Genomic DNA, 23,128 nt, shown 5'->3' on the forward strand with positions numbered 1-23,128 from the left:
GGTCATCGATGATCTCGCTGCGCAACAAAGCTTCGCTCACGGTGCGATGGCGAGGCGCCTGGCATCTGTGCCAAGTCGCGCCAGCGCATGATAGGCGTCCATGTAAGACGAGATCATTCGCTCCAGCGAAAACCGCCGCCGTGCCTCGGCCCGGCATGCCTCGGCGTCCAGGCTGGACGCCGCAATGATGGCTTGCGCCATCTCCTCGATCGTGTTGACGAGAAAGCCAGTCTTGCCATGCTCGATGACATCGGGCAGCGCACCATTCGGAAAGGCGACCACCGGTGTGCCGCAGGCCAGCGCCTCCATGGCGACAAGCGAACTGGTCTCGGCGGCAAGGCTCGGGATGACCAGACAGCGCGCCGCGTTGAGAAAGCGCCGCTTGGCGGTGAAACCGAGCGGACCAAGGAAGCGTCGGCGGCCGTCGAGGCGGGGTTGGACCTCATCGCGAAAGTAGCGCGTGTGCAGTTCATAGGAATAAACCTTACCGCCGACAACCAGCGGCACACCTGCTTGCTTGGCGGCATCCAGCGCTAGGTGGATGCCCTTTTCCGGACAGATACGGCTGAGAACCAGGGCGAAGTCGCGTTTCGCTTGCGGCAGGCCGAGCGCCTCGATGTCGACGCCGTTCGGAATTGGCGCCGCTAGCCTGGCGCCAGGTGGCGCGGTTTTCTGCTGGGCGGTCGAGACTGCATGAAGCCACACGTCGTCGCGCTTCGGGCGCAATGCCTCGGCCGGATACCAGTCCAGCGGCAGGTGAAGGGTCACCAAGGTCGGGCCGTCGTCTGGCAGATAAGCGTCGAAGTCGATACCATGCAGATGAACCACATCAATCGGCCAATTGGCGCGGGCGGCGGCGATCGCAGCGCGATGAGCCTGCTGCGCGCGGCTCTTGGCCGTTTCGTCGAGCACGCCGCTTTCAGCCGGTATTTCCACAAGCGTGCCGCTCGCGCTGGAGCCCCGGCAGCCGACGACGATTGATCGATTGCCCGCGCGAACCAGCGCTCGGTCAAGCAGCGACAGGACCTGTTCGGCACCCCCAACCGCATCCGGTCCGACAGGCGCGAGAGGATAGGCGACATTGAGGACGGTGAGCGTCATGGCCGGCTGAGCCACGGTGCCAGAGCCAGTGAATTGGTGGCGGAACCGTGAGCTTCTACTCCGGTCGGTTCATCTAATGACGGACCGGGTCGCATGAGGGCCTCACGCGAGGCCCGCTGCGTCGGGCGCGAGGCGGACGTCAGTCCGGGCGCGTATCGGCGGATCATCGTTGCACAGAACTCGGCGAATTCCTCGGGCACCAGGGGAGGGCTGGTGTGGTGAGGCATCATCCCCCGATGTTCGGGCGTGAAGCAGAAGGTGACCGTTACGTCGAAATCGGCGAGTGCCTCCATCTGTCGATCGAACCAGTCCAACGCATTCGGCCTGAAGCTGTCGGCCCAGGAAAGCCCTGTGCGCATGTTGGTAACGCCGAGCCTCTTCATCCAGGCAATAGAGTTGTCCAGTCGCGGGTCCTCGAAATGAAACCACTGCACCAGTCCCATTTCGGGTGTGTAGCGCGGGAATTCCTCAAGCGCCGGCTTCGGCGTGCCGTCCTGGCGCAGCAGCCCCATGTGGAAGTGACGATAATAGGAGGATCCCTCCGCTTCGCGATGCCGTGTCGTGGCTTCCCATTCACGCGGAAGGTCGTAGAGGCTGTACCACTGGATGCGGGGTGCGTTGCCGAGCAGCAATTCGGCGGTTCGCTTGAGGCCCCAGGCCTGTATTTCCTCGGCCCCGAAGGTCGACACGCCGACCTCGCTGACCCAGATGGGGAGATCGGTGACGGCCGCGATCTCACCGATCTTGTGCGGCCATTCCTGAATTTGCCACAGGTTCCAGTCGAGGGGGAAGCCGTGAACCGCGACGGCGTCGACATGGTCCAACACCCCGAATTCCTTCATGCGCGTGATAAAGCCGGGATCTATCGGCGAGATGCCGCCAAGCACTTTTGTCAGAGCTGGGTTCTCGGACGCGATCGCGTCCGCCGATAGGATTGCCATCCTGGCAAAGCGGCTCCAATCGGGGTCGAGCTCAGGGTCCCAATGCGATTTGTTGTTGGGCTCGTTCCAGATCATCGCGGCTTCAATCATGGAGCTTTCCTTTCGACGGATATATCGCGCCACCGCCGGCCGGATCGCCGGCAGCGCGGCAGAAATAGACCTCCTGCTCGGGATGCAGCACGATCTCGAAACCGGCACTGCGCAGCATCGCCTCGGTACAGGCCCGGTTCGGTATCCACCAATTGGTCGGATCGTCGGCATAGCGGTGTTCGATGAAATGCAGCTTGGGAAATTCCGACCGCTCAAACAAATCATGCGTCCAGAAATGATAGTTCTCTTCCAACTCGGGCAGATCCTTGCTGCCGCGTTGCATGGACTGGAAGATCATCAAGTCACCGGCGACGTGCTCACGGATCAGGTCGAGCGCGAGCAGGGGGTGGCGCAGATGGTAAAGCACCCCCATGAACAGCACGACATCGAATGTCTCGCGCAGGGCGCCGACGTCGTAGACCGAAAGTTTCCGGAATTCGATCTCGCAGTCCGCGATCTCGGCGGCAAAGCGGGCCTGTGCCAGATACGCCTCGTCGAAATCTATGCCGAGGACGCGTGTAGCGCCTCGCCGTTTCATCTCGATCGAATAGAAACCCGCATTGCAGCCAATATCCAGCACAGTTTTGCCGGCCAGATCCGCGGGTATGGCATCGGCGAATTTGCGCCATTTGATCAGCGGGTAGTTGCCGAGAAAGTGGTTAGGCGCGGTTTCGACGCCGGCCAGTTCCATGTTGTGGAACCAAGGGCCGAGCGCGTCGATGCGGCGGCGGATTTCGGCATGGGAATGCAACATGGTCACGCTCCTTCCCCCGGAACGACAGGTACATGCGAATGCGCCCCGGACATGATCGTAGTGGGCTGGTGACGAGCGGACGGAACGCCGTCTTCAAGCAACCGCAGGGCTGTGCGATAGCCGTTGAAAGTGCCGACATCGACATAAGCGGACCCTGCCTTGATCCCGTAGGCCACCCCCCCGGTCGCGAGATAGGCGTTGATCAACGTGCCAATATATTCGTCACGACCGTCGCGCTCGCGCCAGAGTGTGGCAAGCCGATGCAGGATCTGGCCAGGCATTTTGAACGCCCCCCAAACCCAATTCGTGGACGCGTCCTGTCGCTTGACCTGGATTTCGATAACGCGCTCGTCATCTTCGGTGACGACGGCGTCGAAGAACTCCGGGCGACCCACCGGGAATAGCAAAAATGAAAGCTGATCGTCAGGCAAATGACAGAACCCGTCCTCGGGAAACCAGATCGTATCCGGAAGGCCGACGAGGACGACCTCGTCGCCCGCGACGAGGGGCGCTGCTCGGAAAATCGCATCGCAGAGACCGACGGGGTTGGGCTGCACCACAAAGAGAGCCGCTGCCTCGCCATAACCGGCGGCGTAGTATTCGAGAATGTCGGATTTGCCCGATCCGATGATGAAGCAAATCTTGTCGACGCCGGCCTGGACCATGCGCCTCACCAGATACTCGCTTACGGCGCAAGGACGTTCGGTCTGACCGTCGATCCGGCTGCCAACCGGCAGCAGCTCCTTCGAGAAGCCGAGCGGTTGGATGCGGCTACCGCGCCCGGCGGCGGGCACAATGCCCAACATCAGACTGCTTCCTCCATCGGTTTGCTGACGGGATTTTGCAAGGCGTCGGCCAGGATTTTGTCCAGTTCCGCTGCACGCTTAGCGGAAGTGTGCTCGCTCAAGACCCGCTCGCGGGCGCGTCTTCGGATGCCGTCAAGTTCGTGCTCCGGCAATTCCAGCGCGGCGACTACGTCATCCGTCTCATGGGCTAGCAGGACTTCGCGGCCGGGTTCGAAGAAGTCCGAAAGGCCTGGCCATACGTCGGTGACGATGGCAGCCCCACACGCGGCCGCTTCGAAGAGGCGCCCCGACGGGCACCAGCCCTTTTGCGCCATAGCTTCCCGGGTGACGTTCAGCGTCAGCCGCGACGACGAGAAGAAGGCCGGATGATCGGCTGGCGGCAAATGCCTGACAAAGAAGATGTTGTCGCTCCACGGGAATTCCTGCGGATATTGCGCGCCGGCAATGATGAAGCGTTGATCAGGCAGGCGCATGGCCGGGCGGACCAGCAGCTTATCGACGCCGGCCTGGCGATCCGTCGCGTAGGTCCCGAGATAGGACAGACCACCGACGAATTCCGCCCGCTTCTCTGCCGGCCGGTGCCGGTCCGGATCAACATGGCCGTAGAGCGGCATCACGCGGCGCGCGCCGAGCACAGTCTTCAGCGCCTCGGTCGCCGGGCCGCCGGTGTAGCTCAGTACAAGGTCATAGTCAGCAAGTCCCTCTGGTCCGAAATAGGGCGGACGCTCGCCGTGCTCGAGGCGGGCAAGCGTCACCGGAGTATCGAGATCGTAAAAGACACGCAGTCCACGACTTGTATGCTGGGCCAGGCGCGAAGCCTCAACGGCGTCGGGACAGTAGGACGTGACGACGACGACGTCCGCTTGCTTCATCGCACGCTCCGCGACGCGGCGGATATCCTCCCAGTCCGGATAGATAACGACGTTGCCTCCATCGAGCTGATCCAGATCGCGGGTCCCGGCATAATAGGGAGTGTCGCATTCGAAAAAGGTGATAGACCAGCCCAGACGGGCGAGCGCGCGGATCAGTCCGCGCCAGAGCGTCGCATGGCCGTTCCCCCATGAAGATGTAACGGTGAGACCGAAAATGACCATCCGCATCGGGAACTTCCTCGTCAGGCAGCTTCATTTAATCGCACGAGCTTTGAGCCCCAGTCGCCCGACACAATCGTCGTGATCGAGGCGGGATCGATGTCGAAGCGAAAGCAGTCGCCGACCGGCAAGTTAAGCACCTTGCAAACGGCCGCCTTGATCACGTCGGCGTGGCTAACCAGGGCGACGCATTCGTTCTGATGCAGCTGGCGGACGCCGTTCATTAGAGAGACGATGCGGTGCTGGACATCCAGCATGGTCTCGCCGCTGGGCGTCCTGGCCTCCTGCCGCTGGTCGTTCCACGCGCGCCAACCGGCGTCGCTGCTCAATTGATCGAAGGTCTTGCCCGACCAGTCGCCGAAATCGATCTCGTCGAGTTCGGCGCAGATCGCGATTTCGCCGACACCGCAAGCGAGTGCGATTGGCAGCGCCGTCTCCTGGGTGCGTTCGCGCGGGCTGCATAGGATGGCCGCGATCGTCTCTCGGGCCATGCGCCCGCCAAGGTGCTCTGCTTGAGCCTTGCCGGACTCGCCGAGGTATACACCGGCCATGCGCCCGGCAAGATATGAGCCGACATTGTCGTGCGCCGCATGGCGGATTAAAAAGAACGTCGTCGTCATTCCGCGGCATCCAGCAGAGGATCGTCCTTGCCGGCGATGAAAGCGAGCGTGCGCTGGCGTGCTTCGGCGTCGGTGAACTGTTCGGGAGGCGACTTCATGAAATAGCTACAAGGGCCTGTCAGCGCGCCGGCGATGCCGCGGTCGAGGGCCAGCTTGGCGCAGCGCACTGCGTCGATCACCACGCCGGCGGAATTGGGCGAATCCCACACCTCCAGCTTCAGCTCGGCATTCAGCGGCACGCCGCCGAAGGTCGTGCCTTCAACGCGGATGTAGGCCCATTTTCGGTCAGTAAGCCAAGGCACATGATCGCTTGGTCCGACGTGAATGTTGCCCGGCTCCAGGGCAACATCGAGCTGGCTGGTTACCGATTGCGTCTTAGAGATCTTCTTCGATTCCAGCCGCTCGCGTTCCAGCATGTTGAGAAAATCGGTGTTGCCGCCGAAATTCAGCTGATAGGTTCGATCGACGCGCACGCCGCGCTCGCGAAAGAGATTGGCCAGCAGCCGGTGCACAATGGTCGCGCCGACCTGGCTCTTGATGTCGTCGCCGACCAGCGGCAGCCCGCGTTGTTCGAAACGCCGGCGCCATTCCGGACGTGAGGCGATGAAAACCGGTATGCAATTGACAAGGGCGCAGCCGGCCTCCAGAGCACATTCAGCATAGAAGCGCGTCGCCTCCTCCGAACCCACCGGAAGGTAGGAGACCACTACGTCGGCTCCGCTGTCGCGCAGGATATCGCTGACATTGGCAACCGGTTCAGGCGCTTCCTCGATTGCGTCGCGCAGGTATTTGCCGATCCCGTCAAGCGTCGGTCCGCGTTCGACGCGAACACCGGTAGTCGGCGCGTCGGCAAAGCGGAACGTGTTGTTCGGGGTGGCGTAGATCGCATCGGCGACGTCGCGGCCAACCTTGTTTTTGGCGACATCGAACGCGCAGACAATCTCGATGTCGTCGACGTGATAGCCACCGAGATCGGCATGCATCAGCCCCGGGATCGGTTCGTTGCTTTTTGCATCACGATAGTAGGAGAGTCCCTGCACCAGGGAGGATGCGCAATTGCCAAGCCCGACGATACCAACACGAACCTTTTTCGATCCCACGAAACTGCCGCCTTATGCTGTTCAAAGGTAAGTTCCTTGCGCCGAACCGCCACCGCGCCAGAATGTTCCTTGGTCTATCGAAAAATTGCGCGAGGCGGCATGGATCGAAGCTGCACCCGCCGCGTTGCCCGCACGACAAAAATCGGAAATCGGTCGATGATCGTCTACGGCGACAACAAGCGGACCCAGAACGCAGCACAACTTCAAGAGACAGCGATCGAACTGGCCCAAAGCCTCGATCGGATCCCTTGCGGCATCCGGCGCCATGCTGCATTGGTCGGGTTATTCATCAGTGCGTCGGAGCTGGTACAGGGGCTCGCCGATGCCGATTTCAAGGTCCTGGGCGTCGACACCAATTCGCCTTCACAACGGCTAGGCGCCGAGTTGCTGGTCGGACTTGCGGCAGAGGTGGCGAGATCGTGGCGAAGTGGGTTCGTCGTGGGCGCCGGCATCGATTCGCGACTTCTCCAATTGCTGGCCGGGCTCGATTGCAAGGCAGAAATTTTGACCGGCTCGGCCGAAGGCTACGCACATTATGCGCTTTATCCAGAGAGTTATCTCGGCGCGGGGCGGGAGTCGGGTCTCGATGCGAACACATGCGTGATCGGCATCCGCAGCATCGGCCTGGGGCTGGCGGCCATGGTGGCGGCCGCGATCGGTGCGCCGGCGCCCATTAGCGTGCGCCCGATCGGCCATCCTTTCGATCGGCGGGTCAATGCCGATCCGCGGCTGGTTGCTGCCTGGAGGAGTGAGCCCAGGGCTCGCTTCGCTGTCGTCGATGAAGGTCCCGGCCTGTCGGGAAGTTCGATCCACGCTGTCGTCGCGTGGCTGAGAAAACAGGGCATAGATACGGAGCGCATTCACCTGTTCCCCAGCCATTCGGGCGATCCGGGGGCCGAAGCGTCGCCGGATGTTCGGGAGACATGGGGACGCTGCCGCAAGCAAGTGGCGATGACGTTCGAACGCACCTTTCCCGAAAGCTCGCAAACGCTGCGCGATTGGGTAGCCGAGGTGGTTGGCAGTCCGAAATTGCGCTTGACCGAAATATCCGGCGGAGCGTGGCGCCCCCTTCACTACGCCGACGAAAGGCGCTGGCCACCGAGCGCACGCGGCACTGAACGGCGAAAGTTCCTGGCCTCCGCAGATCAAGATCGCTGGCTCGTCAAATTTGTCGGCCTCGGCAAAACTGGGCTGCGCAAGATGGAAGCCGCCAAGATGTTGCATCACGCCGGATTCGGATCGCAAGTCATGGGGTTCTGCCACGGTTTTCTGGTCGAACGGTGGACCGATGGCACCACGATGGATCAGCTACCGCTGTCCAGGCAGAGACTTGTCGCGGCGGTCACACGCTATCTGGCCTGGCGCGCGACCAGTCTGCGAACCAGCGAACCCGGTGCATCATTGCTCGCGCTGGCGGAGATGGCCGTTCACAATGCTTCCGAAGCCTTGGGCGAAAGCCAGGCGGCGAGACTGCGAACCTGGTTCTCGAAGCAGACGCCCACACAGGTATCGGAACGGGTCGAGATCGACGGCAGGCTGCATCCCTGGGAGTTTCTGGTCGGTTCCGATGGCACGCTGATCAAGACGGATGCTGTCGACCATTGCCGAGGACACGATCTGATCGGCTGCCAGCCGATAGAATGGGACCTTGCCGGCGCCTGCGTAGAATATGGGCTGTCCAAAGCCGAGGCGGCGACGTTGATCGGCGGCATGGGTAGCAGCGTTGACGCCGGACTCATCGATTATTTCAAACCTTGCTATTTGGCGTTTCAGCTCGGGTTGTGGAGCATGGCCGCTCAATCCGAAAATGGCCGGGAAAGAGCAAGGCTGGAAGAGACGGCAAACCGATATGAGGCAGGACTGACACAGTTCCTGGGCCAGGCCATGAAGGTATAGTCGCCGTCAATCCAGGCTTCGCAGCATGTCTGCTTCCTGCTCAAGAATACTGGCCACCTCCTCCCGCTGCAGATGCGTCATCATCAGGCTGACACAGCACTCCAGATAGGTTATCGAGGCTCGCCGCAGATACGCAGCCGTCTCTCGTTCCGCCATCTTGTCGATATCGGTCCGAGATTGCTTGGGGTGCATGAGGAGGTCCTCCATTATGTGGTCCTCTCGTCAAACCAAAAGATTGCGCGGATGTTCCACGCGAATCGATGCGAAGATGTGACTGGGGTCCCGGCATCAGGCAGGGAGGTTCTGCAGCCCGCCTGACGTGGGTCTCGTCCTTGCCGAACGTCCTGCCATTTGATCGCCGATCGAGCGGCCTTCAAGCATGGCGAAATAGCTGATCGTCCGCGCGAGCCCCTCGTTGAGCGACACTCTTGGCGTCCAGCCGAGCAGCGCTTTTGCGCGCGAGATATCGGGCTGCCGGCGTCGAGGATCATCCTGCGGCAGCGGCAGGAACGTCATATCCGATTTGGTGCCGGTCATAGCCTTCACCAATGCCGCCAGCCGCACAATGGTGAATTCGCCGGGGTTGCCCAAATTGACCGGCTTGCCCGGATTGGGGTTGATATCCATGAGACTCATCAACCCGTCGATTAGATCGGAGACGTAGCAGAAAGATCGCGTCTGCATGCCGTCGCCGAAAATCGTCAGCGGGCGCTTCTCGAGCGCCTGCATGATCAGGTTCGAAACGATGCGGCCGTCCGCCGGATCCATCCTCGGCCCGTAGGTGTTGAAGATACGCGCGACACGAACGTCGGCCTTCCCGGCTCGCAGATAATCGAAGCAGAGTGTCTCGGCCGTGCGCTTGCCCTCGTCGTAGCAGGCGCGTGGGCCGGTGCAGTTCACATGGCCGACATAGTCTTCCCTCTGCGGATGTTGCTCCGGATCGCCATACACTTCACTCGTAGAGGCCTGCAGCAATCCCGCGTCGTTGCGCGCGGCGAGTTCGAGCAGGTTCAACGTTCCGATGACGCAGGTTCGCGTGGTGTGGATCGGATCGGCCTGGTAACGCGGCGGCGAGGCGGCGCATGCCAGGTTGAAGATGCGATCCACCGGCTCGCCAAGGTCCAGTGGACGGCAGATATCCTGCTCGATCAACCGGAAACTCGGCTGGTCCATGATCGCGTTGATGTTCTCCATGCGACCGGTAAGAAAATTGTCGGCGCAGATCACACGCCAGCCATCGCGTAACAATGCTTCGCAAAGATGCGAACCGAGGAAGCCCGCGCCACCGGCGACGAGCACCGTCTTTGCCCTTTGCGCCTTTTTTGATTGTCGCATCGCGATTTTCTCCTGTCTGCCAGTCATGCTGCACTTCCGATATCGAGATCGAGGACCACCGCCCCCTTTTGCGTAAGCGCCGTGATAAATTCGCAAGCCCGGGCCACACCGGTATGGGAAGCAAGGACGAGTTCGCGTGCCCGTTCGGCCATGGCCAGACGTGTCCGAGCCGATTCCCGCGATAGGATCGCGACGACCTTGTCCGCCTTCTTGGCCGTGTGGATCGTCGATGAGGGAAAGAAGCTGTCGAGGCCTGGCCAGCGGTCGCTGATGATCGGCGTGCCGCAAGCAGCGGCTTCGAAAAGGCGCACGCTGGGCGACCATCCCGCCGCAATCATGGAACTGCGTGTGACGTTCAGCGTGTAGCGCTGACGGCTGTAGAATGCGGCATGATCGGCCGGCGGCAAGTGTTCAATGCGCTCGACATTGTCGGGCCAGTCGATGTCGGACGGATATTGCGAGCCAGCCACGACAAAACGCCGATCCGGCATGCGCCGTGCCGGCTCGAGCAGAAGTGCATTGAGCGTGGCTTGCCGGTCGGCGCTGTAGGTGCCGAGATAGCCGAGGTCCCAGCCGATTGGATCGGCGGTGTGGTGATGTCGTTCCGGATCGACCGAACAGTAGAGCGGCTCGGCTCGGCGTGCGCCGAAGGTCTGTGTCAGATCGGTCAGCATCGGGCCACCGGCAAAAGAGAAATAGATGTCGAAGTAGGGGATCTGGCGCCAGCTCAGATAGTCGCAATCGTCCGCCGACAGCTTCGCCAGGGTCACCGGTGTGTCGATGTCGTAAAAGCAGAGTTGTCCTTTGCAAAGTGAAGCGACGGTGTCGATCACCGCGCGGCCTTCCGGCACGAAAGAGCCGATCACCACGACATCGGCCTGTTGCAGACACCGGCCGTAGTCGCGTTGCAGTGCCTGCACAGTTTCATAGTAGCGCAAGGCGCAGAAATCCGGATCGCGCAAATCGCGGTGATTGGCGTACCACGGCACATCGCGCTCCAGAAAAGTCACGCGATGGCCGAGTTGGTGGAGGCCTTTCAGCAGACCTCGAAAGGTGGTGGCATGACCGTTTCCCCAAGACGAGGAAAGCGACAGGCCGAGAAAGAGAATGTCCAGCTGCTTGGTCATTCGGCCGCCTCCACGGTCCCGTGCGTCAAATGCCGTTTGAAGACCGCATCAGCCACGGCCGCCCGCAACGCGTAGGTATGATCGGCGAGAACGCGTCGAAGTGCGGCCTGGCCGATCGCCTTTGCCCGGACAGGCGTCAGCGCCTGCATGATTTCGGCGACATCGCCGCCGTCGCGCGCCACAAGGATCTCCTCGTCGGGTTTCAGGAACAGCTCGACGCCGAGCCAGGCATCGGTGATCAGGCAGGCGCCGGCGCCGGCCGCCTCGAAGACACGCGTGGCGGGTGAAAAACCGTTCGCGGCCATGCTGTCGCGGCTGATGTTCAGCACCGCCTTTGGCGTGACATTGAAGGCGTTGTGATCACAGGTGCCGACATGGCCGAGCCAGTCGACATTGGCGGGGAGCGGCTTGTCCCCCCACCCAGATCCGCCGAGCAGAAAACGTTGTTCCGGCAGCCGGCTCGCAGGATCGAGGAAGAACGATCCCACACGCGCTTCACGATCCGGCAGCCTGTTTCCGAGGAACGCCAGGTCGCAGGCAAAACGCGCATTGCTGGCGACCGGGTGGTGCGTTTCGGGATCGAGTGCATTGTAGATTGGCACGCACTCGTTCGCGCCCAGGGCGCGATAGGCCCAGACCACGGGATCGCCGCCGCCATAGGTCAGCACAAGATCGATTTCTTGCAGCGCACGATGCAGCGGATGGTCCGGCTCGTCGCGCAGCTGGGCGAGCGTCGCCGGCGCGTCGACGTCCCAGAACACGATGAGCGCATCGCTGCGGGCGTAGCCGAGCACGGCGCGCAGCAGCGCCTCATCCTCGAAGCCGACGCCACTCGCCTTGACAACGATATCGGCCTCGGCGGCACGCGCCGCAACCTGCATCAGGGCTTGATGGGTTGCCTCGTAGACGACGACAGAGCACCAGTTCGGCGCCTCGATGTCGCGGTTCTTCTGCCGGTCATAGACGTCAGGCTCGTAGAAAGTGATTTCGTAGCCCAGTTGCGAAAGCGCCTTCAGCAATCCTCGGTAATAGGTTGCGGCGCCGTTCCAATAGGAGGACAAAAGGCTCGATCCATAGAATGCGATCTTCATGCAACGGCTTCCTTTGCGGCGGTCAGCTCGGCGGTGTGCAGGGTCGTGCATTGCCAAAGCACGTCGAACAACTCGTCGACGCGGTGATGGCAGGTATGCCGCGAGCGGATGGTCTCAAGGCCCGAGGTCATTAGGGAAGCCGCAAAATCGGGATCGGCCAACACCGCCTGGAGGTGTTGCCGCATTTGCGATCCATCCTCGGCAAACAGGAAGTCGACGCCGGGTCTGAAAAGCTGCTCGACATCGGACCATGGCGCTGAAATCAGCGGGATGCCGCAGGCAAGTGCCTCGAACATGCGGATTGTCGGAATTCCGGGCAAGCCTTCACGATAAGGACGCCGCGGGACGTGCACCGTCACACGATGCGCGGCGAACGCCTTCGGCACGTCGGCATTGGCGATCCACCCTTCGTAGCGCAGACCGGCGGCAGCCAGATCGGCAAGTGCCCGTTCGGGATAGCGGACACCGTGAACAGTGGCCTGAAGACCCAGATCGCGGACCGGTCCGATCAGGAACTCCTTGAGTTCGGCCGTCCGCTCGTCGTCGCCCCAGTTTCCGATCCAGACCAGGTCGGACGTCGCGTGCATTTCCGGGTGCGGTTTGAACAGCCGATCGTCCGCCGCTTCATGCCAGGTGAAGACACGCTTGCCCCAGCCGGCGCGCAGATAGCTCTCGCGCAGCGCTTCGCCAAACGCGAGAACGCCATCATAATGTTCCAGGCGCAGCGCCGACATGGCCTCGGTGGCGGACACGGCGCGGTGATGTGTGTCGTGAAACAGCAAGGTGAATTTGCCGCCATCGGCCCGGGCACGGCCGATGCGAGCGACAAGCTCCGGGTCGGTCCATTCGTGGACGATCACCACGTCGGCCTCGGCGATCCATGCTTCATGGTCGAACCCGGCATCATAGGTCACCGGCATCAGTTCGGGGAAATCCTTGCGAAAACGTTCGATCGCGAAGGATCCCTTCTCGGCCAGCAAGTTCGATCGGCTCCAGCCGTCAGCCGGCTCCAGAGCGATGGCCTGATGCCGGCGCGCCACCAGTTCGCGCATGACGCCTCGAAGGAAATGGGCGTTGCCATGGTTCCAGTCGGAGACGAGCGAGTGGGCGTAGAATAAAAAGCGCATGATCAGCGCTCCGCAACGGCCAGCGCCGCCTTTTCGTAGACGTCACGCATGGCCGCTGCCTGTCTCGCCAGAGTGAACCCGCGGCTTCGGCGGAAGGCGGCGTGGCCGAGCTCTAACCTGTGCCCGGCATCGCTGGAAAGGCGATTGATGCAGGCAGCGAGATCATGCGGGTCACGCGCGTCGAAGAACATCGCGGCACCGTCCCATAGTTCGCGATAGGTCGGGATGTCTGAGAGCACCAGGGGGGTTGCCGACATAGCCGCCTCCAGCGCCGCCAGACCGAACGGTTCGTACAGCGATGGCGATACAAAAATGCCGGCCCGGGCCATCAAGGAGCGCACCTCGTCATAGGGCAGCGCCCCGAGAGGAACGGCGTGGTCGACGGTGGCGCGCTCGCCGTTCGGGCCGTGAAGCGAACCGGCTGTAAAGAGAGGCCATTGCGTCAACGAGGCGGCCTGGTCGACCACCGCCACATTCTTTCCCTCGTCCCACCAGCGGGCGGCGGCGAAAACGAGCGGCTGGCGGGTTTCCGCTGGCGGGACTGGGCGTGCGGCATTTCCCACGACGTGAAGGCGTGCGATCGGGCCATAGCAGGTCTCGAGCATCTCGGCATGGCTGCGGCTCGGGGCGATGACTGCGTCGGCCCTGTCGAAGCCACGCCTGTTGCGCTCCTTCTGCCAGCTCCATGCGTTATCCAATGCCTGTCCCTTGACGCAATGGAACCAAGTCGTCACGCATGAATGCGAGACCGCTATGACTGGGCAAGGCGCATCCAACCCCACGGCCTGCGTCGGTCCGTTGAGATGGACAAGGTCGATCGCGTAGTCGCGTATCGGCGCACGCAATTCCAGCGGCAGACCGTCGAGGTCGCCGGCGCTTCGGGTCATCCAATCCAGAGGCGTATTCAGCCAGATGAGCGTCGCGAAAGTCCTTGCCTCATTGGCCTGTTGCCCAGATGGTTGCGGCCCCAGACCGGCGAACACAACGCTGTCGCCGCCATTGACCAATTCCCGGCCGAGATCAAGCGCATAGCGCCATACTCCGCCCATGGCATCGACGGTCATCAGGACGCGGCGTTTGCGTGGCGTCAGTGTCCGCAACATGCCGCCTCCAGTTCCGCCAGCGGGCGCGGGCGCTTTTCCTGGATGTCGCTGAACTTCTGGAACGATGCGAGGTAATGATCATGGGCGCGCTCCCAGGCAAGGTCGTCGGGTTCGCCCCAAAGCTCGCGATAGCTGGGCGAACTCGGATATGGATAAAGCGGTACCGGTTCATTGGCCCACACGCCATTGTCGATCAGGTGGGCTCGCCAGTGATCGACAAGGGCAGGATCGTCCTCGACGACGCCGATCAGATTGGCCTGAACGAAAGGAACGTGGCGTCTGGCCTTAACCAGCAGCGCGGCGAGTTCCTCGGTGTCCAGCCTACAGCGCTTCGCGAGCATGGCCCGCCCTTCCACCGTCAAGCTTTCGAGGCCGGCTTCGATGGAGACGCAGCCTGCCGCGCCGAGCAATTCCAGCATCTCAGGTTTCCACAGATCGATGCGGGTCTGGACGCCGAATTTCACATCGCGGCTTACCAACGCCTCCAGCAACGCCTTTTGCGGCAAAAAGATTTCGTCGATGAAGTAGATGTAGCCGGCACCTTGGGCGATCAGCCGATCGATTTCAGTCACCACCGCTTTGTGGTTGCGGCGGCGATAGGCATCGCGGAAATCGATCTTGGCGCAGAAGCTGCAATTGTAGGGGCAGCCGCGCGACGCTTCGACCTCGGCGCCGAATCCAAACTGTTGGTCATCGAACCGGTGATGATGATGCGAATGGGCGGCGATCCAGTCGGATGGCCATTCCAGCGGCGGGTGATCGACAAACGAACTGGAATGGACCCCGCCGTTCGAAACCAGCTTGGCGTCCAGCAGATAGGCGGTCGAGGGCACCGCGCTCCAATCGTCGCGTCGTGCAAGTTCGGCGACAATTTCCTCGCATTCGCCGCGCACGACGATGTCGGCGCCCAGCTTGCGCAAGGTCGGCGCCGGCGTCGCCGAGCCATGTGGGCCGACCGCGACCGTGCGGCCGCCACGCCCGGCCAGACGATTGAGGAAATCGGCCGGCACGCGCAACTCCGGCGGTGCGCAGCGCCAGAACAGATAGGTCGGGGCGGTGCTGACAACCGTCATTGCCGGCGCGAAATCAGCCACGCGTCCGCACAGCCCTGAGTTGTCGAGTTTCTGCAATTGCCCGTCCAGCAGCAGCACCTCATGGCCGGCCGCTTCGAGCAGGGCTTTCGAATAGCCGAGTTCCAGCGGCAGATGCGGTTGGCGGCAGCCGAAATAGATGCTGTCGTCATATGTCCAGGACGGGTTGACCAGGGCTATTCTCATGCCACGTACCTCACGGCTTCGGGGCGGGGCTCAAGCCGGTGGCGCTGCAGCCAGTCGGCGAGATCGCGAATGCCCTCGCGCCACGCAACCTGCGCCTTCCAGCCAAGCGCGGTCTGGATCTTGCGGGTATCGGCGACGAAGAAGGGCTGGTCGCCGGTCCGTTCCCCATCATGGCGGACCGAGAGTTCGCGGCCGGTCAGGCTGCCGATCTCGCTCAACAGCATACGCAGGCTGAGCGCATTTTCTGGTCCGCCGCCAAGGTTGAATGCCTGGCCCTCGGTAATGTCGATATGGTCCAGCACAGCCCTGTAGGCGGCGACCGCATCGGAAACGTGCAGGATGTCACGCACCTGCCTGCCGTCGCCGTAGACGGTGATGTCCCGTCCTGTCAGGGCGCTGAGCAGGAAGTGCGCTACCCAACCCTGGTCCTCCGTTCCAAACTGGCGCGGTCCGTAGATGCAGCTCATCCGCAGTACCGCCGTGGGCATGCCATAGGATTTGGCGTAGTCGAGCACATATTGGTCCGCCGCGCCCTTGGAGCAGCCATAGGGCGTGCAGAAATTCAGGCTGTGGGCTTCATCGATGCCGCTGGCCTGGATCGCGCTATCGCAAGGTATGTAGCAGTCGTCGTGCGGTTGAACCGCGACGTCGGGGAGGCTGCCGTAAACCTTGTTGGTGCTGGCGAAAATCACCGGAATGCCCTCGCCGCTCAGCCGCGCCGCTTCCAGCACGTTGAACGTTCCGCGAAGGTTGATGTCGAAATCCTCGTCCGGCCGGACCAGGCTCGTGGTGACTGCCGTCTGTGCGGCCAGATGGAAAATCGCCTTGGATCTCATCAGAACCGGGGCCAGGGCATTGGCGTCCCGCACATCAATGGTCTCGACGGTAAGGCGGCTACCATGTTTCTGGACAAGCCATTCCAGGTTCTGTTCGACGCCGGGACGGCTGAGATTGTCGACCACCAGCACCGGCTCGCCATCCGACAACAGGCTATCGGCTAGATTTGATCCTATGAAGCCGCTGCCGCCGAGGATGGCGACCGGCGCTTCGCGTCGGTTGCGTGCGCCCGGGCTCATGACACCAACCCGCGCTCTTCGAGTTCGCGCTTCATTTCGGTGCCGCGGTCGACGGCGGCCGTATTGCGCACCCAGGAAACGAAATCCACGAGAGAATTCTCCAATTGCAGGCCGGGTTCGAAACCGAGCAGTTCACGCGCCTTGGAGATATCGGCGAAGCAGTTGCGAATGTCCCCGGAGCGCGCCTTGCCGAGCAGTTCTGGCGAACGGTTCGGTATTCCCATGGCTTCCGCCAGCAATCGCGCGACTTCGCTGATCGCATAGGCGCGGCCGCTGCCGATGTTGATGACGTGGCCCTTTGCCTGACGTTGCTGCAGCGCAAGACGAAAGGCACGTGCGACGTCATGCACATGAACGAAGTCGCGCTTCTGCTCCCCATCCTCGAAGATCATCGGCCGTTGGCCATTGGCGAGACGTGAAGCGAAATTGGCCAGCACGCCGGTATAGGGATTTGATAGTGCCTGGCCGGCACCGAAGACATTGAACAGGCGCAATGCGACCGCATCGATGCCGTAGGCTTCGCCGAAGATCAGCACGGCGCGTTCCTGGGCGTATTTTGTCAGCGCGTAAATCGAGGCGAGGTCGACCGGCTTTTCTTCATCCGTCGGCAGCGGCGAAAGGGGTTCGCCTTCCGGCGACAGCGGATTCCACTGTCCGCTTTTGATGTCGCTTAATTTGCGCCTTGCATTGTCGATGCGCCGGCCCTCGGGCGTGGCATAGAGGCCCTCGCCATAGACGCTCATCGAGGAGGCGACGACGATCCGTTCGACCGGATGCTTGATCAGCGCTTCAAGCAGTGTCGCCGTGCCCAGATCGTTGGTGCCGACGTAGCGCGCGATCTCGTACATTGATTGTCCGACACCGACTTCCGACGCCAGATGAATGACAGCGTCGACTCCTTCCAGCGCCTCGGCAACGGCCTCGCGATCGCGAATATCGCCCTTGATCAGTGCGGCACCGGTGGGAAGCGTGACCGCTTCGCCCGCATGCACCTGCTCCAGCAGGACGTCGAGAATGCGAACTGAATAATTCTGAGCGATGAGTTCTTGTGTGACGTGGCGGCCGATGAAGCCGCAGCCTCCTGTAACCAATATGCGTTTCACGACGACTCCTCTCCCCGGACAAGTGACTTCGGCGCCCCGAACTTTTCGGCAAAAGGTTTGTTCCCTGTGCTTCAACAAAGTTCCCTTCGCGGGCTTCGTCTGAAAGCAAGCGCAACGCCATCGGCCCACGATGCGGGAACATTCCCGCCGGTATGCTGTTAGGGCGCTCGACAGCCGCCGTGAGACCGTAAGGCGAAGCCTATGATCAAGGGAGATTTCAATGTCGCAGTCCCACACGACCACCAATCACGACGAAATTCGCAAATGGGCCGAGGAGCGGCAGGGCCGGCCGGCAGTGGTCCGCACCAAGGGCGAGGGCGGCATCTTGCGGATCGACTTTGGCGAACCCGAGGAAGGATTCGACTCCATTGATTGGGACGAGTTCTTCCGCATATTCGACGAGAACGATTTGGCCTTCCTCTATCAGGCCAAGACCAGCGACGGAAAGTCCAGCCGTTTCAACAAATTCGTCGAGCGCGATCGCAAGAGTTGAGAAGTCCTGGCGGGAGGCGACTTGGCCTCGGCCCAGGAGAATTCAATGCATCAGCTTTGCGCCGCGGGCTTTGGCCACCTCTCGCATGACATCGTTGAGCCAGTTTTCGGTGGACTGGCCAAGCTGCCGGTGGTCGACGTCCCGGATCGCTTGCTCGAGTGTCCTCTCGACCAGCCGGTCCGATGCGTGGACGTCCCCCAGCAGAAGACGCGCCGCGAGGCGCAGTTTGGGCAAGAGGGTGAAAACGTCGTCTGGCGGGGAGGGCACGGAGATCTCCGCTTGTTCGGATGCCTGCCGCGGAAAAAGCGCATTGAACACAGCCTTGCTGCCCGAGGACTTCCGCAAATTGCTGGCGTAGCGGAGATGCTCGGGAATCGCGATCTCGTTGTCACCGCTGAAGAATACGAAGGGGATACCGCGGCGCATCAACTTGTCGGCGATCGGAAACACGCGTCGGCCATTAAGATTGACGTCCAGGATTGCAGCTTCGGCTTGATCGGTATGTTCAGACGCCTGCTCGACTGTAGCCGCGGGCCCGAGGATGATAGCACCCATGTTGCCGAAAAACCTCGCAAGATCCCCCGCCAGCGTCCATTCGTCTTCGACAATCAGAATATGCACCCCCCGCAGATCGCGCACGTCGTTATCCTTTATTCGAACGGTGTTGAGGATGCAAAGAAGGCACTCCCATTTTCCTGTCATCCAGTGCCGCCTGCAATCGTTTCGCCAGCACGAGCATGCGATCCGGTACGGGCCCACCGAGACGTTCCACTCACTCAGGCGCCCCCCACACCATGAGCGCCAGGAGTTTCAAGCCAGCAAAGCGTTTTGTCATTGAACCATCATGGACATCGGGCCAACGTCGTCCATGCTGACTTGTTCCATCCTCCAAGCGCGCTATATGGTCATATCCTGTCCGATCCGACCTTGAGAGACTTCATGTCGGTCGGGCGAAAGGTGGACATGCCGTGACAGCCCGATCAATCAAGTTCCCCATCGTCGGCATCGGTGCGTCCGCGGGGGGCATCCCCGCAATGGAAGGGTTTTTCAAGGGCATCACCGGTAGGCCGGGCATGGCGTTCGTGATCATCACGCACCTTAGTCCCAAGCGCAACAGCCTGCTGCATGAGGTTATCGACCGCTACACCGAGATGCCTGTCGTGGTGGTCGAGGACGGCGTGGCCGTTGAACCCGACCACGTCTATGTGATGCCGGAAAACGTCACTCTGGTCATTGAGAACGGCGTGCTGCACCTGCGGCGGCCCAATGGGCTTACCCAGGAGCGCAAACCCATCGACATCTTCTTCAGCGCACTCGCCGAAGACCAGGGTGAATACGCGGTCGGTGTGGTACTGTCGGGAGGTGATTCCGATGGGACCTTGGGTGCCAAGGCCATCAAGGAGCGGGGCGGGCTTACCGTGGCGCAAGCACCGGACGGCTACGGCCCGCGCAACCCCGACATGCCGCAGAGCGCTATTGCCAGCGGTCTCATCGATGTTGCCGTGCCCGCCGAGGAGATTGGGGCGAAGCTCCAGGCTTACGCCCGCGGCTTCGACACGCTGGATGGGCTGCCGAACGAAGAGGACATCCCTACGGCCGACATAGATAAGGTCCGCGAACAGATATACGGCATTTTGCGCAGCCACTCCGGCCACGACTTTTCAGGCTACAAAACCAAGACATTCCTACGCCGGATCAAGCGGCGCATGCAGATCGCTCAGATTCAGTCCATCAGCGCCTATATCGATTGGCTGAAGAAGGACCCTCGCGAGGTGATGAATCTGTTTCGCGATCTGCTGATCAACGTCACCAACTTCTTTCGCGATCCCGATGCCTTCGAATTGCTAGAACAAAAGATCATCCCGCGGCTGTTCGAGGGCAAGACGGCGAGCGATACGGTTAGGGTCTGGATTCCCGGCTGCGCCACCGGCGAGGAGGTGTTCTCCATCGCCATCCTGCTGCGTGAACACATGGAAATGCTGTCAGCCATTCCGCGCGTCCAGATATTCGCCACCGACATAGACGAGCCTGCCCTGGCGGTGGCTCGCGCCGCACGCTATCCCGAGGCCTTGATGCAGGGTCTTTCCCCGGAGCGCAAACACCGGTTTTTCAACGGCGATGGCGAAAGCTACGTCATCAGCAACGAGATCCGCGAACTGTGCATCTTCTCGCCGCATAGCATCATTCGCGATCCGCCCTTCTCGCGCATGGATCTGGTTTCCTGCCGCAACCTGCTGATCTATTTCGGCCCAGCCGTTCAAAGCCGCGTTCTTCCTGTCTTCCACTATTCGCTGAAGCCGGGTGGCTATCTTTTCCTCGGCACGTCCGAAAGCATCGGGCAGCACGAAAATCTGTTCGCCACCATCGACAAGAAACATCGCCTCTTCCAGGCACGGGAGCATGCCTCGCCACATATCAGGCTGCCGGCCCTGTTCGGGGATTCCACTTCCGGCGTCTTTCCCGCCGAAACAGCTGGCTTGAAGAAGGGCACGGTCGGCTACCCGCTGCGGCAGGCTGTCGAAGCGCAGGTGCTTGAGCGGTTCGCGCCGCCGCATGTCCTCGTCAACGCCGAAGGCGACGTCGTCTACTATTCGGCGAGGACCGGCAGATACCTCGAAGCGCCGCAAGGTATCCCCAGCCGGCAGGTGCTGACGATGGCCCGCCGCGGACTTCGGCTGGACCTACGCGCCGCATTAAGGGAGGCGACGACAACACGCCGCACGGTTGTGCGGGACAACCTCAGCGTCGAGGAAGATGACGAACGCGTGCAACCGATCAAGCTGACGATCGAACCGCTTGCCGAGAGAGGCAATGGTGAGCCGCTTTACCTTGTCCTCTTCGAGCCGTCGGGACCGAGGCAAGCTCGGTCCAATGAGGACGGTGGCAGCCATAACAGCGACAGCACGGCCGATCTCGAGCGGGAACTGCGCGACACAAGAGAGCGTCTTCAATCCACCATAGAAGAATACGAGACGGCCCTCGAAGAGGTGAAATCCTCGAATGAGGAACTCGTCTCCGTCAATGAAGAGGCGCAATCGACCAATGAGGAACTTGAAGCGTCCAAGGAAGAGATGCAGTCGCTCAACGAAGAGCTCAACACGATCAACGCGGAGTTAGCCAGCAAGATAGATGAGCTAGATCACGCAAACAGCGATCTGCGGAACCTGTTCGAAAGCACCGATATCGCGACCATCTTTCTCGACCGCAGTCTTGTGGTGCGGACCTTCACGCCGGCGGCCTCCTCCTTCTTCAACCTGCGCCCCTCCGACGTCGGCCGGCCCTTGACGGATCTGTCGAGCCAACTCGATTATCCAGAGTTGAAGCAGCACATCGACAAGGTGTTCGAGACAGGCGAGACCCTGAACCACCATCTTGCGCGCGATTCCAGGGGCCTGTTTCACATGGTACGCATCAATCCCTATCGGGACAAGGGTAATAGGATACAGGGCGTCGTGGTGACATTGGTCGACGTGACCACGCTGGCGCGGGCGGAAGAGCATCAGCAGGTACTCATCTCGGAGCTCAACCATCGCGTCAAGAATATGCTGGCGGTGGTCGCCAGCATCGCCAACCGCACGCGGGACAGTTCGGATACGAAAGAAGCATTCGCGGATGCGTTGATAGGCCGGTTGCACTCCATGTCCAGAGCCTACGGACTGCTGACCCGCGAGAGGTGGAAGGAGGCTTCGGTCAAGGAATTGCTGCATCAGGAACTGGAACCCTTCGGCATCGAACGGATCGAACTCGATGGCGACGACGTAAAACTCGGCCCGCAACAGGGCCTTTCGCTTAGCATGGCCATCCATGAGCTGGCTACCAATGCGGCCAAATATGGCGCCTTGTCCAAGCCCCGAGGCAGGATCAGCGTCAAATGGGCCATGGATGGCGACAGTTTCACGCTTCGCTGGCGCGAAAAGTACGGGCCTGCCGTCAAGAAGCCGTTGAATGATGGCTTTGGCCTGAACCTGTTGAAGGGGGAAATCGCCTACAGGCTCGGCGGTCATGTCGAGACGTTTTTTGGCAAGGAAGGTCTCGATGTCCATATCGCCTTTTCGGCAAACCATGAGGATACGCCGTGAGCGATACACCCCGCGTTCTGGTGGTCGAGGATGAGTGGCTGATCGCGCAGGACATAGCGTCCGAGTTGCGTGCAGCGGGCTATCCGGTGGTCGGCCCTGTTTCGTCCGTGGCCGCCGCGCTTCAACTTGTGGAGGCGGACAAGATTGACGTCGCGTTGCTGGATATTCAACTCAACGGTGAAACAAGCTTACCGATCGCGGAAGTCTTGTTGGCTCGCGGCACCCCGTTCGCGTTCGTAACGGGATTTGGGGAGCGCGATGTTCCAGCCCCGTTTCGAAACTGCAAATTCGTGGCAAAACCCGCAACCGAGGCGACCATCCTCACCGCCGTGGCCGACCTAGCGTCGCTTCGCGCCGCCAAGACGCGGTCGTGATTTCAAGCCAGCCAGTCGCGATCAATCCAGCGGCTTGTCGGTAGGCCGGGGCGTGGTGCTCGGTTGACGTGGCCACCCGGCATTTCGATTGGCGACTAGATTATCCAGCGCCATGCTCAATGGCCGGGATGCGCCGGCGGCCGTTGGCGTCACCGGCTTTGCGCCGGCGTCCGTTGTTTGGCATCTCGCTTTGGGTGCGGCAGACCACCGCGTTCGGCGATCGGACGGCGGGTTTCGAGTTTGAACCTTCCTTTGGCATGGTGGCTTCTTTCCTTGCAAAGCAGGAAAAACGTTCATGCAGGCAGGTCAAACTTCGACGCGGTTGAAAGTTCCGGGACCGGGACGATACCAGGCTGGCGGCTGCAACCGCCTCGAAGAGATTTATTCCGGCTCGGAGGGTCGGCCGCAGATCATGAAGGACGGTCGATCTCGCCGTTCTGGAACCTTTGGCCTGAAGCGTGTCTTCCGCTCAGACGCGAGCGACTCGAATAAGGCGAAGTGGAACAACTTACGTCGATGCAGGTTGCGTGTCGCACGGCGTCGT

General features: G+C 61.4%; 21 protein-coding genes. 4 read left to right on the top strand and 17 right to left on the bottom strand.

Going from position 1 to position 23,128, the window contains the following annotated elements:
- Window positions 1–36: 36 nt before the first annotated feature.
- Genes FJV83_RS29030 through FJV83_RS29060 form a run of 7 tightly spaced genes read right to left on the bottom strand, consistent with a single transcriptional unit; the run spans window position 37 to window position 6,503 of the window.
- Window positions 37–1,101 (bottom strand): glycosyltransferase family 4 protein, encoded by a 1,065-nt coding sequence (locus FJV83_RS29030; protein WP_095793769.1) that lies wholly within the window; start codon window positions 1,099–1,101, stop codon window positions 37–39.
- Window positions 1,098–2,132 carry a beta-xylosidase gene (locus tag FJV83_RS29035; protein WP_245437888.1) on the bottom strand — a complete coding sequence of 345 codons (1,035 nt, stop codon included), beginning with the start codon at window positions 2,130–2,132 and terminating at the stop codon, window positions 1,098–1,100. The genes FJV83_RS29030 and FJV83_RS29035 overlap by 4 nt, the downstream gene beginning before the upstream one ends.
- Complete coding sequence (locus FJV83_RS29040; protein ID WP_095789663.1) at window positions 2,125–2,886, bottom strand: TIGR04290 family methyltransferase; 762 nt, start codon at window positions 2,884–2,886, stop codon at window positions 2,125–2,127. The genes FJV83_RS29035 and FJV83_RS29040 overlap by 8 nt, the downstream gene beginning before the upstream one ends.
- A gap of 2 nt (window positions 2,887–2,888) precedes the next feature.
- The gene (locus FJV83_RS29045) at window positions 2,889–3,692 is read right to left on the bottom strand and encodes a sugar phosphate nucleotidyltransferase (RefSeq protein WP_142887463.1); all 804 of its coding nucleotides are present in this window, start codon (window positions 3,690–3,692) and stop codon (window positions 2,889–2,891) included.
- Entirely contained in the window at window positions 3,692–4,792 is a 1,101-nt protein-coding gene (locus tag FJV83_RS29050) for a glycosyltransferase (RefSeq protein ID WP_095789612.1), read from the bottom strand. Before FJV83_RS29050 ends, FJV83_RS29045 begins: the two co-directional genes overlap by 1 nt.
- A 14-nt stretch (window positions 4,793–4,806) precedes the next feature.
- Complete coding sequence (locus FJV83_RS29055) at window positions 4,807–5,403, bottom strand: histidine phosphatase family protein (protein ID WP_095789611.1); 597 nt, start codon at window positions 5,401–5,403, stop codon at window positions 4,807–4,809.
- Window positions 5,400–6,503: an inositol-3-phosphate synthase gene (locus FJV83_RS29060; RefSeq protein WP_095789610.1), complete on the bottom strand. Its 1,104-nt coding sequence runs from the start codon at window positions 6,501–6,503 to the stop codon at window positions 5,400–5,402. The genes FJV83_RS29055 and FJV83_RS29060 overlap by 4 nt, the downstream gene beginning before the upstream one ends.
- A gap of 69 nt (window positions 6,504–6,572) precedes the next feature.
- Here FJV83_RS29060 and FJV83_RS29065 point away from each other — a divergent pair, with 69 nt between their 5' ends.
- Window positions 6,573–8,399, top strand: a complete 1,827-nt coding sequence (locus FJV83_RS29065) for a hypothetical protein (RefSeq protein ID WP_246689055.1) — start codon at window positions 6,573–6,575, stop codon at window positions 8,397–8,399.
- Between the two features lie 6 nt (window positions 8,400–8,405).
- Here FJV83_RS29065 and FJV83_RS29070 read toward each other — a convergent pair whose 3' ends face one another.
- The 9 genes from FJV83_RS29070 to FJV83_RS29110 form a co-directional block, all read right to left on the bottom strand.
- A complete protein-coding gene (locus FJV83_RS29070; protein ID WP_246689056.1) occupies window positions 8,406–8,606 on the bottom strand; it encodes a hypothetical protein in 201 nt (66 codons plus the stop codon).
- Between the two features lie 81 nt (window positions 8,607–8,687).
- Window positions 8,688–9,734 (bottom strand): UDP-glucuronic acid decarboxylase family protein, encoded by a 1,047-nt coding sequence (locus FJV83_RS29075; protein WP_142877772.1) that lies wholly within the window; start codon window positions 9,732–9,734, stop codon window positions 8,688–8,690.
- Window positions 9,735–9,757: 23 nt separating this feature from the next.
- Window positions 9,758–10,861, bottom strand: a complete 1,104-nt coding sequence (locus FJV83_RS29080) for a glycosyltransferase (RefSeq protein ID WP_095793770.1) — start codon at window positions 10,859–10,861, stop codon at window positions 9,758–9,760.
- Window positions 10,858–11,952, bottom strand: a complete 1,095-nt coding sequence (locus tag FJV83_RS29085) for a glycosyltransferase (RefSeq protein WP_095789607.1) — start codon at window positions 11,950–11,952, stop codon at window positions 10,858–10,860. The genes FJV83_RS29080 and FJV83_RS29085 overlap by 4 nt, the downstream gene beginning before the upstream one ends.
- On the bottom strand, window positions 11,949–13,079 hold the full coding sequence (locus FJV83_RS29090) for a glycosyltransferase (RefSeq protein WP_095793771.1): 1,131 nt from the start codon (window positions 13,077–13,079) through the stop codon (window positions 11,949–11,951). The genes FJV83_RS29085 and FJV83_RS29090 overlap by 4 nt, the downstream gene beginning before the upstream one ends.
- Window positions 13,080–13,081: 2 nt before the next feature.
- Complete coding sequence (locus FJV83_RS29095) at window positions 13,082–14,182, bottom strand: glycosyltransferase family 4 protein (protein ID WP_095793772.1); 1,101 nt, start codon at window positions 14,180–14,182, stop codon at window positions 13,082–13,084.
- A complete protein-coding gene (locus tag FJV83_RS29100; protein WP_095789604.1) occupies window positions 14,167–15,459 on the bottom strand; it encodes a TIGR04295 family B12-binding domain-containing radical SAM protein in 1,293 nt (430 codons plus the stop codon). The genes FJV83_RS29095 and FJV83_RS29100 overlap by 16 nt, the downstream gene beginning before the upstream one ends.
- Window positions 15,456–16,535: an NAD-dependent epimerase/dehydratase family protein gene (locus FJV83_RS29105; RefSeq protein ID WP_095789603.1), complete on the bottom strand. Its 1,080-nt coding sequence runs from the start codon at window positions 16,533–16,535 to the stop codon at window positions 15,456–15,458. The genes FJV83_RS29100 and FJV83_RS29105 overlap by 4 nt, the downstream gene beginning before the upstream one ends.
- Window positions 16,532–17,638: an NAD-dependent epimerase/dehydratase family protein gene (locus tag FJV83_RS29110; protein ID WP_095793773.1), complete on the bottom strand. Its 1,107-nt coding sequence runs from the start codon at window positions 17,636–17,638 to the stop codon at window positions 16,532–16,534. Before FJV83_RS29110 ends, FJV83_RS29105 begins: the two co-directional genes overlap by 4 nt.
- Before the next feature lie 220 nt (window positions 17,639–17,858).
- On the opposite strand from FJV83_RS29110, the gene FJV83_RS29115 reads away from it, so the two are divergent.
- Window positions 17,859–18,131 carry a hypothetical protein gene (locus tag FJV83_RS29115; protein WP_095793774.1) on the top strand — a complete coding sequence of 91 codons (273 nt, stop codon included), beginning with the start codon at window positions 17,859–17,861 and terminating at the stop codon, window positions 18,129–18,131.
- A 42-nt stretch (window positions 18,132–18,173) separates the two neighbouring features.
- On the opposite strand, the gene FJV83_RS29120 is transcribed toward FJV83_RS29115, so the two are convergent.
- Window positions 18,174–18,833, bottom strand: a complete 660-nt coding sequence (locus FJV83_RS29120) for a response regulator (RefSeq protein ID WP_095793775.1) — start codon at window positions 18,831–18,833, stop codon at window positions 18,174–18,176.
- A 266-nt stretch (window positions 18,834–19,099) separates the two neighbouring features.
- On the opposite strand from FJV83_RS29120, the gene FJV83_RS29125 reads away from it, so the two are divergent.
- Together FJV83_RS29125 and FJV83_RS29130 are read left to right on the top strand one after the other, a co-directional pair.
- Window positions 19,100–22,210 carry a CheR family methyltransferase gene (locus FJV83_RS29125; protein ID WP_095793776.1) on the top strand — a complete coding sequence of 1,037 codons (3,111 nt, stop codon included), beginning with the start codon at window positions 19,100–19,102 and terminating at the stop codon, window positions 22,208–22,210.
- On the top strand, window positions 22,207–22,584 hold the full coding sequence (locus tag FJV83_RS29130) for a response regulator (RefSeq protein ID WP_095789599.1): 378 nt from the start codon (window positions 22,207–22,209) through the stop codon (window positions 22,582–22,584). Before FJV83_RS29125 ends, FJV83_RS29130 begins: the two co-directional genes overlap by 4 nt.
- The last annotated feature ends 544 nt before the right edge of the window (window positions 22,585–23,128 follow it).

The organism is Mesorhizobium sp. WSM4307 (assembly GCF_007003945.1).
In the GTDB taxonomy this organism is placed as follows: Bacteria; Pseudomonadota; Alphaproteobacteria; order Rhizobiales; family Rhizobiaceae; genus Mesorhizobium.

Excerpts from the sequence above, each read along its gene's own strand:
- FJV83_RS29105 (WP_095789603.1), bottom strand. The coding sequence starts at position 16,535 with ATGAGCCCGGGCGCACGCAACCGACGCGAAGCGCCGGTCGCCATCCTC.
- FJV83_RS29115 (WP_095793774.1), top strand. The coding sequence starts at position 17,859 with ATGTCGCAGTCCCACACGACCACCAATCACGACGAAATTCGCAAATGG.
- FJV83_RS29070 (WP_246689056.1), bottom strand. The coding sequence starts at position 8,606 with ATGGAGGACCTCCTCATGCACCCCAAGCAATCTCGGACCGATATCGAC.
- FJV83_RS29040 (WP_095789663.1), bottom strand. The coding sequence starts at position 2,886 with ATGTTGCATTCCCATGCCGAAATCCGCCGCCGCATCGACGCGCTCGGC.
- FJV83_RS29035 (WP_245437888.1), bottom strand. The coding sequence starts at position 2,132 with ATGATTGAAGCCGCGATGATCTGGAACGAGCCCAACAACAAATCGCAT.
- FJV83_RS29120 (WP_095793775.1), bottom strand. The coding sequence starts at position 18,833 with ATGACAGGAAAATGGGAGTGCCTTCTTTGCATCCTCAACACCGTTCGA.
- FJV83_RS29095 (WP_095793772.1), bottom strand. The coding sequence starts at position 14,182 with ATGTTGCGGACACTGACGCCACGCAAACGCCGCGTCCTGATGACCGTC.
- FJV83_RS29090 (WP_095793771.1), bottom strand. The coding sequence starts at position 13,079 with ATGCGCTTTTTATTCTACGCCCACTCGCTCGTCTCCGACTGGAACCAT.
- FJV83_RS29050 (WP_095789612.1), bottom strand. The coding sequence starts at position 4,792 with ATGCGGATGGTCATTTTCGGTCTCACCGTTACATCTTCATGGGGGAAC.
- FJV83_RS29030 (WP_095793769.1), bottom strand. The coding sequence starts at position 1,101 with ATGACGCTCACCGTCCTCAATGTCGCCTATCCTCTCGCGCCTGTCGGA.
- FJV83_RS29055 (WP_095789611.1), bottom strand. The coding sequence starts at position 5,403 with ATGACGACGACGTTCTTTTTAATCCGCCATGCGGCGCACGACAATGTC.
- FJV83_RS29085 (WP_095789607.1), bottom strand. The coding sequence starts at position 11,952 with ATGAAGATCGCATTCTATGGATCGAGCCTTTTGTCCTCCTATTGGAAC.
- FJV83_RS29045 (WP_142887463.1), bottom strand. The coding sequence starts at position 3,692 with ATGTTGGGCATTGTGCCCGCCGCCGGGCGCGGTAGCCGCATCCAACCG.
- FJV83_RS29080 (WP_095793770.1), bottom strand. The coding sequence starts at position 10,861 with ATGACCAAGCAGCTGGACATTCTCTTTCTCGGCCTGTCGCTTTCCTCG.
- FJV83_RS29100 (WP_095789604.1), bottom strand. The coding sequence starts at position 15,459 with ATGAGAATAGCCCTGGTCAACCCGTCCTGGACATATGACGACAGCATC.
- FJV83_RS29075 (WP_142877772.1), bottom strand. The coding sequence starts at position 9,734 with ATGCGACAATCAAAAAAGGCGCAAAGGGCAAAGACGGTGCTCGTCGCC.